The 13,401-nt window shown below is 64.1% G+C and carries 17 protein-coding genes; 4 read left to right on the top strand and 13 right to left on the bottom strand.

Going from position 1 to position 13,401, the window contains the following annotated elements:
• Positions 1 to 5: 5 nt before the first annotated feature.
• The gene (locus FJ959_RS01205) at positions 6 to 1,493 is read right to left on the bottom strand and encodes a carboxypeptidase M32 (protein ID WP_140566825.1); all 1,488 of its coding nucleotides are present in this window, start codon (positions 1,491 to 1,493) and stop codon (positions 6 to 8) included.
• Between the two features lie 143 nt (positions 1,494 to 1,636).
• On the opposite strand from FJ959_RS01205, the gene FJ959_RS01200 reads away from it, so the two are divergent.
• The gene (locus tag FJ959_RS01200) at positions 1,637 to 1,990 is read left to right on the top strand and encodes a DUF1304 domain-containing protein (RefSeq protein WP_140493158.1); all 354 of its coding nucleotides are present in this window, start codon (positions 1,637 to 1,639) and stop codon (positions 1,988 to 1,990) included.
• A gap of 76 nt (positions 1,991 to 2,066) precedes the next feature.
• On the opposite strand, the gene FJ959_RS01195 is transcribed toward FJ959_RS01200, so the two are convergent.
• The 11 genes from FJ959_RS01195 to FJ959_RS01150 form a co-directional block, all read right to left on the bottom strand.
• On the bottom strand, positions 2,067 to 2,492 hold the full coding sequence (locus FJ959_RS01195) for a hypothetical protein (RefSeq protein WP_140493161.1): 426 nt from the start codon (positions 2,490 to 2,492) through the stop codon (positions 2,067 to 2,069).
• 250 nt (positions 2,493 to 2,742) lie between these two features.
• Positions 2,743 to 3,774 carry a peptidoglycan -binding protein gene (locus FJ959_RS01190; RefSeq protein ID WP_140493164.1) on the bottom strand — a complete coding sequence of 344 codons (1,032 nt, stop codon included), beginning with the start codon at positions 3,772 to 3,774 and terminating at the stop codon, positions 2,743 to 2,745.
• A gap of 1 nt (position 3,775) precedes the next feature.
• Positions 3,776 to 4,801, bottom strand: coding sequence for a MotA/TolQ/ExbB proton channel family protein (locus FJ959_RS01185; protein WP_140493167.1), 1,026 nt, complete (start codon positions 4,799 to 4,801; stop codon positions 3,776 to 3,778).
• Between the two features lie 105 nt (positions 4,802 to 4,906).
• Complete coding sequence (locus FJ959_RS01180; RefSeq protein WP_140493526.1) at positions 4,907 to 5,593, bottom strand: hemolysin III family protein; 687 nt, start codon at positions 5,591 to 5,593, stop codon at positions 4,907 to 4,909.
• A 124-nt stretch (positions 5,594 to 5,717) separates the two neighbouring features.
• Positions 5,718 to 6,518 (bottom strand): inositol monophosphatase family protein, encoded by an 801-nt coding sequence (locus FJ959_RS01175; RefSeq protein WP_140493170.1) that lies wholly within the window; start codon positions 6,516 to 6,518, stop codon positions 5,718 to 5,720.
• 87 nt (positions 6,519 to 6,605) lie between these two features.
• The gene (gene efp / locus FJ959_RS01170; RefSeq protein ID WP_140493174.1) at positions 6,606 to 7,172 is read right to left on the bottom strand and encodes an elongation factor P; all 567 of its coding nucleotides are present in this window, start codon (positions 7,170 to 7,172) and stop codon (positions 6,606 to 6,608) included.
• Positions 7,173 to 7,284: 112 nt separating this feature from the next.
• On the bottom strand, positions 7,285 to 7,602 hold the full coding sequence (locus FJ959_RS01165; protein WP_140525042.1) for a UBP-type zinc finger domain-containing protein: 318 nt from the start codon (positions 7,600 to 7,602) through the stop codon (positions 7,285 to 7,287).
• Between the two features lies 1 nt (position 7,603).
• Positions 7,604 to 7,777, bottom strand: a complete 174-nt coding sequence (locus tag FJ959_RS31510; RefSeq protein ID WP_181171627.1) for a hypothetical protein — start codon at positions 7,775 to 7,777, stop codon at positions 7,604 to 7,606.
• Between the two features lie 36 nt (positions 7,778 to 7,813).
• Positions 7,814 to 8,854, bottom strand: coding sequence for a tetratricopeptide repeat protein (locus FJ959_RS01160; RefSeq protein WP_140517548.1), 1,041 nt, complete (start codon positions 8,852 to 8,854; stop codon positions 7,814 to 7,816).
• Between the two features lies 1 nt (position 8,855).
• The gene (locus FJ959_RS01155) at positions 8,856 to 9,503 is read right to left on the bottom strand and encodes a thiamine phosphate synthase (protein WP_140628031.1); all 648 of its coding nucleotides are present in this window, start codon (positions 9,501 to 9,503) and stop codon (positions 8,856 to 8,858) included.
• Between the two features lie 131 nt (positions 9,504 to 9,634).
• Positions 9,635 to 10,540: a DMT family transporter gene (locus tag FJ959_RS01150; protein WP_140628028.1), complete on the bottom strand. Its 906-nt coding sequence runs from the start codon at positions 10,538 to 10,540 to the stop codon at positions 9,635 to 9,637.
• A gap of 131 nt (positions 10,541 to 10,671) precedes the next feature.
• On the opposite strand from FJ959_RS01150, the gene FJ959_RS01145 reads away from it, so the two are divergent.
• From FJ959_RS01145 to FJ959_RS01135, 3 genes are all read left to right on the top strand, one after another.
• A complete protein-coding gene (locus FJ959_RS01145; protein ID WP_140566836.1) occupies positions 10,672 to 11,112 on the top strand; it encodes an Lrp/AsnC family transcriptional regulator in 441 nt (146 codons plus the stop codon).
• Between the two features lie 87 nt (positions 11,113 to 11,199).
• Positions 11,200 to 11,928, top strand: a complete 729-nt coding sequence (locus FJ959_RS01140) for a class I SAM-dependent methyltransferase (RefSeq protein WP_140628025.1) — start codon at positions 11,200 to 11,202, stop codon at positions 11,926 to 11,928.
• A 116-nt stretch (positions 11,929 to 12,044) separates the two neighbouring features.
• Positions 12,045 to 12,815 (top strand): sulfite exporter TauE/SafE family protein, encoded by a 771-nt coding sequence (locus FJ959_RS01135; RefSeq protein WP_140628023.1) that lies wholly within the window; start codon positions 12,045 to 12,047, stop codon positions 12,813 to 12,815.
• Positions 12,816 to 12,836: 21 nt separating this feature from the next.
• Here the strand turns inward: FJ959_RS01135 and FJ959_RS01130 are convergent, their stop codons facing one another.
• Positions 12,837 to 13,388, bottom strand: coding sequence for a DUF2269 family protein (locus tag FJ959_RS01130; RefSeq protein ID WP_140628020.1), 552 nt, complete (start codon positions 13,386 to 13,388; stop codon positions 12,837 to 12,839).
• Positions 13,389 to 13,401: the final 13 nt, after the last annotated feature.

The raw sequence follows: 13,401 nt of genomic DNA, 5'->3' as shown, positions 1-13,401 counted from the left end.
CGTGCTCACGCGGCTCCATACCGTTTGCGCAGGTGGTCGGTGAAATAGACGGCATTGAGCTTTTCACCGGTGGCGCGTTCGAGCAGGTCGGGCGTCGACCAGCGCGATCCGTGCGACCATATGTTCTTGCGGCGCCAATCGTTGATGGCACCGAAATTCCCCTTGGCAAGATCGTCATCGGCCGACGGATGCTCCCGCGTCAGCGCAGCCCATTGCTGCGCCGCCATCATCGCGCCCAGCGTGTAGGAGGGAAAGTAGCCAAAGGCGGCAGCAGGCCAATGCACGTCCTGCATCGGCCCGTCCGCGGGATTGTCGATGGTTGAGAGGCCGAGATAGTCGCGCATCCTGGCGTCCCAGGCCTCGAGCAGGTCGGCCACCTCGAGCCTGCCGGAGACGAGCTCCTGCTCCAGTTCATAGCGCAGGATGACATGCAGCGGATACGTCACCTCGTCGGCATCGACACGGATCAGGCCGCGCTCGACATGGTGGACATGCGGCAGGATATCATCAAGCGACCAGGCTTCGCCGAGATGCTTTTCCACGACCGGCAATGCCCAACGCCAGAAGGCAGGATTGCGCCCGATCTGCTTTTCAACGAACAGGCTCTGGCTTTCATGCACGGCCATGCCGCGCGCCTTGCCGAGCGGCCAGTGCGACCAGGCCTTCGGCAGGTTCTGCTCGTAGAGTGCATGACCGGTCTCGTGCAGCACGCCCATCAGCGCCGACAGGAAATCGGACGTCTTGTAGCGGGTGGTGATGCGCACGTCGCTCGGCACACCGCCACAGAACGGATGGTGCGACACCGACAGCGAGCCGTGCGTCAGGTCGAAGCCGACCGCCGCCATCATGGCGAGGCCGAGTTCGCGCTGCCTGTCGACCGCATAGGTTCCCGAAAGCGGCTTGAGAGGGCGCTTGCGCAGCCGCGCTTCCTGCACCGCCAATGCTTCCGGCACGAAACCCCTGAGAAATGTCTTCAGCTGGGTGAAGACAGGCGTGATATCCGCGGCGCGGTTGCCGGGGTCGTATTGCTCCATCAGCGCGTCGTAGGGGGCGAGGCCGAGGATGTCGGCGCGCAGGGCCGCCTCTTCGCGCACCAGCGCCACCACGCCTTCAAGCGCCGGCAGGAAGCCCGCCCAGTCGTTCTTGGCCCGCAGGTCGCGCCACAGCTGCTCGCAGCGCATGCGGGCGGTCGTCTGGCGTTCGACGAATTCGACCGGCAGGCAGGTCAGGTTGGTGTATTGCCGCCCCAGTTCGGCCAGCGCCGCCCGCTGTTCATCGTCAAGCGCCTCGCCTTCGGCGGCGGCGATCCAGTCCGCTATTTCCGGCGCGGTCGCCCTGGTGTGGTACATGCCGGCAAGTGCCGCCATGGCCTCGGCGCGCTTCTCGCCGCCACCGACGGCCATGTGGGTCGCTTCATCGGCGCCGAGGATGGCCAGCGCGTGCTCCAGGGCTTCGAGCTTGTGGCCGAGGTCATCGAGTTTTTGAAAGGACATGGCGGCTTCCGTGATTGAGGAAGGGGCGAAAAGATACCAACGCCGGAGCGTTTGCAACCCTCACGCGCCATCCGGCAGATGCACCTTGCGCTGGCGAGCCGACGCGTGAAATGCTGCCCGACGATACATCACGAGGGAATACGATGATCGGCAACATCCTGGTCGGGCTGGTGGCCTTGATCCATGTCTATATCGTCTATCTGGAGATGGTGCTCTGGGACACGCCGCGCGGGCACAAGGCATTCCGGCTGACGCCGGAATTCGCCAGCGCCTCGAAGGTGCTTGCCGCCAATCAGGGTCTCTATAACGGCTTTCTCGCCGCCGGCCTGATCTGGGCCCTCTACCTCGGCACGGCCGGTTTCCAGGTCAAGGTTTTCTTCCTGCTCTGCGTGGCCGTTGCCGGGCTCTACGGGGCGGCAACGGTCGGTCGCAAGATCCTGTTCGTGCAGGCCGCGCCGGCAGCGGCTGCCTTGGTAGCGGTCTGGCTCGGCTGGTGAGGAAAAGAGGCGCCTGCGGGATTGGGTCCCGTAAAGCCAGGTGGTCCCTTCCTTTTGGGCCGCGATCAGAATGGCCTCAGCCGTTCGGATAGTTCCCGCCGTCGGCGCCGTCGCCCATCAGGAAACCGCTACCGATGTCGACCCTCAGCCGCTGGTCGACATTGTCGAGACGGCGCAGCAGGTCATGATATTGTGCGGCCGGTATCCTGCCGTGATCCGACGAGGCTATCTTCTCCGCCGCCTGACCTATGCGAGCGGTGCGCATCTCCAGGCGCTCCGCCGCGGCCGGGGTGATGTTGTTGGCCTGTCTGGCGGTGATTATGCCCTGATGCACGCCTTGAACCTGTTCAATGAGAGCCTCGACACGCGGGCCGGTCATGTCGGTTGGGTCGGTCGCGTCGAGCGCGCCCTTGTGGTGACCCGCGGCGTAGGCGCCGGCAAGCGGGGCGGCGACAAGAATCGCGGCAAGGGTTGCAGTCTTGAGAGATGCTGAAGAGCGCATGACGGCGCCTCCTTTTGCTGCGGAAAAGAACGGCTCTGCCGTTCCGCTTCCGGACGATGCGGGCCGTCCAGTTCCGTCGCGTCGCGATGGGAGGCATCGCCGGCGGTTCTCGGCCCTGCGCAGCACGCTAGGAGCGCTTTGCGGCGAAGTGTAATTAAAAAAAGATAATCTTTTCAGGCCTTGCCGGTGCACAACTGCGCCCTATAGTTGAGCCGGCGAACAAATTCGCGTGAGATCGCGTGATGATGGATCACCGTTCGGTGAGCTTCAGTTCGATCCGGCGGTTCTTGTTGCGCGCCTCTTCAGTGTCGGCGGGATCGAGCGGCTGGAACTCGCCGAAGCCGGCGGCGACCAGTCGGTTGGCCGGCACGCCGTTCTCGATCAGGAACTTCACCACGGAAGTGGAGCGCGCCGTCGACAGCTCCCAATTGTCGCGATACCGACCGGTGCCGGACAGCGGCTTGTTGTCGGTATGGCCGTCGACGCGCAGCACCCAGTTGATCTCCGGGGGAATCTCCTTCTGCAACTCGATGATGGCGTCGGCAAGTTTCTTCATCTCGACCTTGCCGGCATCGTTGATCACCTCCGAGCCGGTCGGAAACAACACTTCCGACTGGAAGACGAAGCGGTCGCCGACTATGCGGATGTTCTCGCGGTCGGCGAGGATTTCGCGCAGGCGGCCGAAGAAGTCGGAGCGGTAGCGGTTGAGTTCCTGCACGCGCTGCGCCAGCGCCACGTTGAGGCGGCGGCCAAGGTCGGCGATCTTGGTGTTGGAATCCCGGTCGCGGGCCTCGGAGACGTTGAGCGCGTCCTCGAGCGCGCCGATCTGCTTGCGCAAGGCCGCGATCTGCTGATTGAGGATCTCGACCTGGCTCAGCGCCTGCTGGCTGATCTGGCGCTGGCTGTCGAGCTCGCCCGTCAGCGCCGCCGCGCGCTGGTTGGCCGCATCACCGGCGCCCGCACCTTGCGCCAGCAGCTGCTGGAGCCGGCTCTTCTCCGCTTCGGCCGCCGACAGCGATGCCTGCAGATTGGCGAGCGAATCCTCCTTGTCCTGTGTCGTGGAACGCTCCAGCGCCAGAAGCTGCGTCAGTTCGTTGATCTGCGAATTGAGACGCGACAGCACGGCGTCCTTGCCGGAGATTTCGCGGCCGAGCAGGAACTGCGCCAGCACGAAGACGGTGAGCAGGAACATGATGGCCAGAAGCAGCGTCGACAACGCGTCGACGAAGCCCGGCCAATAGTCGATGCGGCGGTCGGCGCGCCGGCTCCTGGCGAGCGCCATGCTAGTGCACCCCGGTCTTCTTCAGGGCGTCGGCGATCTTTTCCAGCGTGTTGCGCATCGCCTTTTGTTCATCCGACTGTGCTTCGACCCAGTCGCGCATGATCTGCTGCTCGGAGCGCATGTTCTTGACCAGGCCGGAAATGCCGTCGGCGAGATTGGCCATGGCGGTGGCGACGCGCGGATTGGAGCCGCCGCCATTCTCCTGCATGCTGCGCAGCCGCTCCGACAGCAGGCGGATTTCATCGGAAGGCTCGGTCCGGACCGCGTCGGAGACGACGATGTCGGACGACAGGTCGGTGACCGAGGACAGCCAGTTCTCCAGTTCGGTGTAGAAGCGCGTCTGCGCGCGGCCGGCCTGCAGGTCGAGGAAACCGAGAACGAGCGAGCCGGACAGGCCGAACAGCGAGGACGAGAAGGCCGTGCCCATGCCGGCGAGCGGCGCCGACAGCCCTTGCTTCAGCGAATCCAGCACAGCGGCGGCATCGCCCGTGCCGGGATCGAGCGACTCGATGGTCTCGCGGATGGAGCCGATCGTGTTCAGCAGGCCCCAGAAGGTGCCGAGCAGGCCAAGGAACACCAGGAGGCCGACGAGGTAGCGCGAGGTGTCGCGGCTTTCATCGAGCCGCGTGGCGATGGAGTCGAGCATGGTGCGCATCGAGCTGGTCGAAAACGCCATGCTCGACGAGCGGCCGATCATCGCCTTCATCGGCGCCAGCAGCACCGGTTCGGTGATCTCGGAACCGGCGCGGAAGGAGTTGACCCAGCGCACTTCGCGAAACAGCCGCCCGACCTGGACGAAGGCCAAAAGGATGCCGACGGCAAGCACGCCGATGATCAGGCCGTTGAGCCCGGGATTGGTGACGAAGGCGGTCGAGATCTGCCGTGTCAGGATCGCTGCGATGAAGGCGACGATGGCCAGGAAGATGACCATGGTCAGGAGAAAGACCTGCGGGCTCGACAATTTGTGTGGATCGTAGATCAGCACGTCGGAGCGCCTGCCCATGCCGAAGGATCTGAGAAAAGCCATCCGTGCCCCGTTTCCGATGCCGCTGCCGCCGATCACGTCGTCGGCGACTCTAAACGGAATTGTGACCAAATTGAATGGTGCTTGGCAATATTGCCGCCAGCAGTTTCAGAGACGGTTGATGACCAGGCAATCGACCATCGCCGCCAGATGCAGGCCTGCGCCGGTGACCACGAAACCATGCCACAGCGCGTTGTGGAAGCGCAGCCCCTTCCAGGCGAAGAAGATCACGCCGCAGGAATAGACGACGCCGCCGGCGACGATGAGCACGATCGCCGTCGTCGGCAAGGTAGCGACGAGCGGCTCGACCAGGACGATGCCGCTCCAGCCGATGGCGAGATAGAAGACGATCGCCAGCCGGTCGAAGCGGCCGGGGAAAAACACCTTTATGGCGATGCCGATAATGGCCGCGGTCCAGACCAGGACGATCATCCAGCCGGCCAGCGCCGAGCCGTCGAGCTGCGCGAGAAAGGGCGTGTAGGTGGCGGCGATGAGCAGATAGATCGCAGCGTGGTCGAAACGCCGCAAAATCCATTTCACCGGCGAAGTCACCGGCCATAGATTGTAGGTCAGCGACACCGAGAGCACGGTGAGCAGCGACACGACATAGAAGGCGGCGGCGATGTATTCGCCCGGTCCGACCCGAAAGGCGGCCAGCGCCAGCAGCGCCGAACCGGCCGCGATCGCCAGCACGATGCCGACGGCATGGACGATGCCGTCGGCGATCATCTCGGCACGCGAATAGTGCCATCGTCCGACAAAGGGGATCTCGATCTGCGGCGGCGTCTTGATCATCATCGTCCTGCGTCAACCCTATCTGGGCAAGCGCCGGACAGTATTTCAAGCTTTGTTTGCCGTTTTGCGACTGCGGCGCTTCAGCGCGGCGGGGATTTGATATTACTCCGCGCTTATTCCTGCTTCAGCGGGCAGCGAGCGGCTTTTTCACGGCCTTCAGGAGGGCGCGCTGGATGATCTCGTTGCCGGCGACGACCGAACCGTTGTCGAGCATGTCCTGGCCGCCGTCCATGTCGGAGGCGAACCCTCCTGCTTCACGGATCAGCAACAGGCCGGCTGCGATGTCCCAGGGCGACAGGCCGACTTCCCAGAATCCGTCCATGCGGCCGGCGGCGACGTAAGCGAGATCGAGCGAGGCCGAACCCAGGCGCCGGACGCCGGAAACCTCGGCCATGACATTGCGTAATTCGATCAGGAAATTGCCATGCTGGCCACGCCCCAGATGCGGCACCCCGCAGCCGATGACGGTGTCGATGAGCTTGGTGCGGCCGGCGACACGCAGGCGGCGGTCGTTCATGAAGGCGCCGCCGCCGCGCTCGGTCGTATAGAGCTCGTCCATGGCCGGATTGTAGATCACGCCGGCCACGATCTGGCCCTGGCGCTCGAGCGCGATCGAGACAGCGAAAAGCGGAATGCCGTGCAGGAAATTGGTGGTGCCGTCGAGCGGATCGACGATCCAGCGGTGCTGGCTGTCATCGCCGGCGATCGTGCCGCGCTCTTCCATCAGGAAGCCGTAACCGGGCCGCGCCTTCGACAGTTCGGCAAAGACAATATCCTCGGCCTTGCGGTCGGCCTGGCTGACATAGTCGCCCGGTCCCTTCATCGAGACCTGCAGGTTCTGGACCTCGCCGAAATCGCGCGACAGCGAGCGGCCGGCCTTCATTGCGGCCTGGACCATGACGTTGAGAAGGGCTGAGCGTGCCATCGTAACTCTTCCTGCTGCCCGCGCTTTAACCTTTGTCCTGATGCATGTCGGTGACCCGAAACCTGGGCCACCTCTGGGCGACATGCATCAGTCGGCGCGGCGCATATAAGTGATTTCATTGGTGTCGACGACGATGCGTTCCCCCGCGCCGATGAAGGGCGGCACCAGCACGCGAATGCCGTTTTCCAGCACCGCCGGCTTGTAGGAAGAGGCCGCCGTCTGGCCCCTTACCACTGGGTCCGCTTCGGTGATGGTCAGCGTTACCTGGTCGGGGAGCGAAATGCCGATAGGCCTTTCCTCGTAGAGCTGGACCGTCACCATCATGCCGTCCTGCAGGAAAGCGGCGCGGTCTCCGACGAAGTCCTTCGCCAGCTCGAGCTGCTCGTAGCTCTCGGTGTCCATGAACACCAGGGCGTCGCCCTGCTCGTAGAGGAAGGAAAAATCCTTGAGATCGAGCCGGATCTGCTCGACCGTCTCTGCCGAACGGAAGCGCTCGTTCAGCTTTGTGCCGTTGATGAGGTTCTTCAGTTCGACCTGGTTATAGGCGCCGCCCTTGCCCGGCTTGACCGTGTTGGTCTTGACGGCCACCCACAGGCCGCCATCGTGCTCGATGACGTAGCCGGGACGGATTTCGTTGCCGTTGATCTTGGCCATGATGATGTGATCCGGGAATGAGATGTTCGCAAGACAGCGATTTCGGGCCTCCAAGACCACAAATCGCCCGAAGAGGCAAGCTGGCGCTGATCGGGTGTCCCGTGGCGGCGGCTCAATCGAAGCGCACGATGGTGCCGCGTTGCGGCGTCTTGTCCTGCGAGAAATCGAGCATGACCTCGTCGACATAGCACCAGCCCCACGTCTCGGGCGGGTCGTAGGCCTCGATGACCGGATGGCCGGTCGCCCGGTAGTGGCCGGTGGCGTGACGGTTCGGAGAACTGTCGCAGCAGCCGACATGGCCGCAGGTGCGGCACAGCCGCAGATGCACCCACCAGGAACCCGTCTTCAGGCACTCCTCGCAACCTTCGGCGCTTGGCGTTACCTCGAGGATGAAGCTGCCATGCGTGCATCGTTTGTCGGGCGAAGCCATTTCATTGCCTCCTTGGAGAAGCGATGCCGCGATATAAACCCTCAACCGCTCTCATCGAAACCGCGGCGACCGCTTCGGTAGTGATATCGAAGACTTTTGCCAGCCGACGGATCTGCGACGACCGCATGATAGCCATCTGCATGGAAAGATCGAGGTCACTTGCCTCGACGAGCATCGCGCGATGACTTCCGCTGGATTTCCGCTGATCGCGTCAGGGCAGGCGGTTTGCCTTCTGCAGTGCCTGCTTGGTCTGGTCGTCGCTCAATCCTTGCAGGAAATCGTCCATCTCGGGGTCGATGAGGCCGGCGCGGCGGGCGACGATGTACCAGGCGCCGGCAAGCACGAGGTCCGGCTCGGTGCCGATGCCTTGCATATAGAGTTTCGCCAGGCGGTTCTGGGCGGCGACATTGCCGCCTTCGGCGGCCTGCTTCATCCAGCCGAAGGCGGATTTCAAATCACGCCCGCCGCCGCGGCCCTCGATCATCCAGGTGGCGAGGTCGAGTTGCGCGGTGTCATAGTTTTGCCGCGCGGCCTGAGCCAGCAGGCGCCGGGCCTGGGCGTCGTCGCGCGATTTGCCGCCGACGCCGTTGGCATAGATCTGTGACATCGCATACTGGGCGTCGGCGAGGCCGGTCGCCGCGGCGCGCTCGTAATAGGTCACGGCCTTGGCGATGCCGGCGTCGCCGGGGTCCTGCTGGACCAGCATCTGCGCGAAATTGAATTGTGCCAGCCGGTTGCCCGCTTCGGCGGCGGCCTGCATCAGCGCATAGGCTTCCTTTTCGTCCTTTTTGACGTAGCGGCCGTCGAGCAGCATCAGCGCATATTGGAACTGCGATTCCGGCACCCCTTGCTCGGCGGCGGCTGCGTACCATTTCGCCGCTTCGGCCGCATTGAGGGGCACGCCCAGTCCGCGCGACAGGATCTCGGCCACCAGCGTCTGCGCCGCCGGGTCGCCGTTTTGCGCCCGCACCAGCGCGAGGTTGTAGGCGGTCTTGTAGAGTCCGCGCTGGAAAGCCCCGTAGGCCGCATCCGCCGGCTTGGCGCCGAAGCGGTCGGGATTGATCGCGTCGGCCGAAGGCAATGGCGCTGGCTCGGCGGTGGTGGCGGGCTGCGGCAACTGCTTTTCGATCGGCTTGTCGGTATGCACGCCGGCATCCGGCTTAGGGTGCGGCGAAGGAATCGTTTCGGCGGCAGCGGCCTGGATCATGACCGCAGCAAGCAGGGCCTGAAGGGGAAGCCTTGCCGAAGACACGTCAGTCCTCGAAACGCGGTGCGGTTTCGTCGAGCAGCGCATTGGCCCGCGCGATCGCCGCCTTGGAATCGACGCCGTCGGCGAACACCGCACTCGACAAGGCGACGAACTCGGCGCCCGTATCTGCGACGGTTTCGATCGAAGCGAGCTCCGATCCGGCCATGACAATGCAGGGGATCTGAATCATCTGCGCCCACCATTGTCCCAGCGCCAGGTTGCGCGGATGCGGATCGGGCTTGTTGTCGTAGCCGAAGCGGCCGAAGAAAATATAGTCGGGCCTGACTTCGCCGAGTTCGAGCGCGTCATCACGCGTCTTGGCGCCGCCGGCGCCGACCATCATTTTTGCCTGGAAATGCTCGACCGTCTCGGCGAGCTCGGCCTTGGAGACCTCGACATGAATGCCGTCGGCCTGGACACGCCCGGCAATGCGCGTATCGCCGGCAATGACGACCGCGATGCCGGCCGCCTGTGCCGCCGGCACGATTTCGGCGGCGAAGGCCTGGAAGGAGGCTTCGTCCATGTCGTTCTGCGGCAGGATCAGCGAGGCGACGTCGCCGCCCTCGAAGGCCGAGACGATACGGGCGGCCGGCACGCCAGATGGCGCGATCAGCACGATGCGGCAGCGATTGTGGGGCGTTGCGTCGTTCATGGTCTTCGATCCCGGATTTCGCCTATGCCGGGCGAAGATGGTTGGATTGCGGCATAGAGCAAAGTGCCCGCTTTGAACAGGCGGGCAGGCGGGATCGCTATTTTTGACCGCCGAAGCGCCGGCGATTGGCGTTACTCGATCGGTTGCGGACCTGCCGCGGCAGGCCTCGGCTTCCACAATGTCCAGCCGAGATTCATGCCGGCGGCCGCGATCAGGATGGCGGCGGCGCCGACGAGCTGGCTGAGATGCAGGCGATGGCCGAATGCCGTGACGTCGACCAGGATCGCAACGATCGGGTAGATGAAGGAGAGCGACCCCTGCAGGTGCGTCGGCAGCTTCTGGATGGCGCCATACATCAGGATGTACATCAGGCCGGTGTGAACGATGCCGAGCGTCGCCAGCATGGCCCAGCTCCTTGCGTCGGTCGGAAGATGCGAGAGATTGACGAAGGGGGCCAGCATCAACACGCCGACGCAGACCTGGACGAGCGCGATGAGATGCGGCGGCGTGCCCTTGAGCTTCTTGGTGACGATGGCGGCGACGGCCCAGAAGAAGGCAGCGGCCAGCGCCATGACGATGCCGGCGAAATAGTTGGTGCCGATATCGCCGGCGTCAGGGGCGGCCTCGACGATCAGCACCATGCCGGCGAAGGCGATTGCCAGCCAAGTCAATTTCGTCAGGGTCAGCCGCTCGCCGAAGAAGAGCGCGCCGAAGCCGACCAGCATGAAAGGCTGGGTATTGTAGACAGCGGTGGCGATCGAGATCGACGCGCGCGAGAATGCACTAAACAGCAGCAGCCAGTTGACGACGATAGCGGCGCCACCGAGGGCCGCGATGGCGAAAACGCGAAGCGACAACCTGTTGCGCAGCAGGCCGAGGCCGGCGCAGATGAAGAGCAGCGTCACCGCGCCGAAAGCGCAGCGCCAGAACACCACATCCATGATAGGCTGGCCGGACAGGACGACGAACCATCCGATCGTTCCCAGGATCGCCATTGCGGCGGACATTTCGATCGTCCCACGTGCTGTATCGCTCACGACAAATCTCCAGATCGTTGCTTGTGCATAGTCTCATGCTGATCCTGGGCTTTCCACCCAACGAGAAAGGTGACATGGTGGTTTCACCTATTTAAAAGTAGGCAAATATCCGAAAATCCTGAGAATGTGAAATGCTTGACGATCTCGACCGACGTCTCCTCGAAATCCTGGTGAGGGATGCGCGGACTTCGCTGAAGGAGCTGGCCGGCCAGGTCGGCCTGTCGTCGCCGAGCGTTTCGGAGCGGCTGCGGCGGCTCGAGGAGCGCGGCGTGATCAGGGCTTTCACCGTCGAGATCGACCCGCTGGCGCTCGGCTATACATTGCAGGCGATCGTGCGCATCAAGCCGCTGCCGGGCAAGCTGCACATCGTCCAGAAGCTGATCGAGGAGATCGCCGAATTCGGCGAATGCGACAAGGTGACGGGGGACGACTGCTTCGTGGCCAGGCTGTTCGTGCGTTCGATCGGCGACCTCGACGGTATCCTTGATCGCATCGCCGACAAGGCCGAGACCAGCACCGCCATCATCAAGGCGCAGCCGATCCGGCGGCGGCCGCCACCGCTCGGCGCATGACCGGTCCGCGTTTCTTGACTCTGCTTGGCGGTGGTGGAAATGCGTGGCGGCTCCGCCAGTCAGGCATATGAACAACGAGGAAAGAACATGGCGCAGAATGTCTATGATCAGCCGGATTTCTTCGCAGGCTACAGCCAACTCGGCCGGTCCGTCGAAGGGCTGGACGGCGCCGCCGAGTGGCCGGCGCTGCGCGCGATGCTTCCCGACGTCAGCGGCTTGCGAATCGTCGATCTCGGTTGCGGTTTCGGCTGGTTCTGCCGCTGGGCTCTTGAACACGGGGCCAAGGAGGTTCTGGGTCTCGACCTGTCGGAAAAGATGCTCGCCCGGGCGCGTGCCGCCGGCCCGAATGCCGGCATCGTCTACGAACGCGCCGATCTCGATGAACTCAGCCTGCCGCGGACGGCTTTCGATCTCGCCTACAGCTCGCTTGCCCTGCACTATGTCAGCGATGCCGCGCGGCTGTTCCAGACCGTGCACCAGTCCCTGGTCCCCGGCGGGCATTTCGTCTTCTCGACGGAGCATCCGATCTATATGGCGCCGACCCATCCCGGCTGGTCTGTCGATGCCGAAGGTCGCAAGACATGGCCCGTCGACCGGTATCTGGTGGAAGGACCGCGCAAGACGGACTGGCTGGCCAAGGGAGTTGTGAAACATCACCGCACCATCGGCACCACGCTCAACACGCTCATCCGGAGCGGCTTCACCATCGAGCATGTCGAGGAATTCCGTCCGACGGACGCGCAGATCGCGGCCAAGCCCGAACTGGCGGAAGAGCTCGAGCGGCCGATGTTCCTGCTGGTCTCGGCCCGGCGATAGATCAGAGCAGAATGGGCAGGGCTTGCTGTGGCGACGCCCACATTGCTGTCGCTCCGCTCGGGAATCTGGGCTATTCAGGCGTTGACGCGCTTTCCCTCCAGACCAGTCCCTCCTCCATGTCAGGCCTGCTTTCCGATCCGTGGTTCTATGCGGCCGCCGCCCCGGCGGTCATTCTGGTCGGCCTGTCCAAGGGCGGATTTGGCGGCGCCGTCGGTTTCGTCGGGGTGCCGCTGATGGCGCTGACCATGCCGCCGGTGCAGGCGGCGGCCATCCTGCTGCCCATCCTGTGCCTGATGGACATCGTTTCGGTATGGACATGGTGGGGCGTCTATAACAGGAAGATGCTGGTCGACATGATGCCCGGCGCGGTGATCGGTATCGGTCTCGGTTGGCTGACGGCCGCACTGGTCACCGAGGAGGCCGTGCGGCTGATCGTCGGCGCCGTCGCCATCATTTTCGTGCTGCGCTGGCTCTATCTGAAGTACCGCCACGGCGCCGATCATGCGGCGCAGCCCAACCGCGTCGCCGCGGCCCTCTGGGGCACGGTCGCCGGCTTCACCAGCTTCGTCGCCCATGTCGGCGGCCCGCCCTTTCAGGTCTACGCGCTGCCGATCCGGCTCGACCCGAAGGTGTTGTCCGGCACGGCGGCGATCTTCTTTGCCGCCACCAACGCGCTGAAGCTCGTTCCCTATTTCGCGCTCGGCCAGTTCGACAGCACCAATCTGACCGCGTCGGCGGTGCTGATGCCGCTGGCGCCGCTATCGACCATCGCCGGCGCCTGGCTGGTGCGCCGCATGCGTCCGGAGATCTTCTATCCCTTCACCTATGCGACGGTGGCCGTCGTCGCGGTGAAGCTTCTGTGGGACGGGATCGCCGGCCTGATGTAGCCGGGACCGTTTTCGCCTGCCTCAGGCGACGCTCGGCACCATGCGCCTTGGTCGGCCGAGCGCCAGGGTGGCGCCGGCCGCCAACACAAGCACCATGGCGGCAAGGACCGTGAAGTCGTGGATGGTCGGCTTCAACACCATGTCGGCGATGATGACCAGCATCACCGCATAGTCGAAGCGTGCCGCCGGCAGGATGCGCTGGCCATAGGCTAGGGCGGCCGGCGTCACGCCATCCCTGGCGATCATCGCGCCCATGCGATCGGCGCTCGGCTTGAAGACGAACATGCCGATTGAAAAGGTGGTGGCGTAGCCGGCAAGACCGATCAGGATCCACAGTTGCGAGAAGCCGACCCAGAACCAGCACATGATCAGTCCGAAGGCCAGCGTCAGTATCGACATCGGCGCGAAGAAGCGGTTTCCCAATTCGCCCGTCGCCCGCATTGCCTGCAGCGTTCCCTGGATGTTTCCCGAGCGGTCGGCAAGCGTCGCCAGCACCATCAGCGCGAAGCCGCCGCCGACCCACAGGGTCACCGAAAGTATGTGCAGCAATTTGACGATGGAATACCAATCCATGGCTTTCTCCCCG

The organism is Mesorhizobium sp. B2-2-4 (assembly GCF_006442375.1).
In the GTDB taxonomy this organism is placed as follows: Bacteria; Pseudomonadota; Alphaproteobacteria; order Rhizobiales; family Rhizobiaceae; genus Mesorhizobium.
The sequence above is the reverse complement of the archived record's forward strand: the minus strand, read 5'-3'. Positions and strand labels throughout refer to the sequence as shown.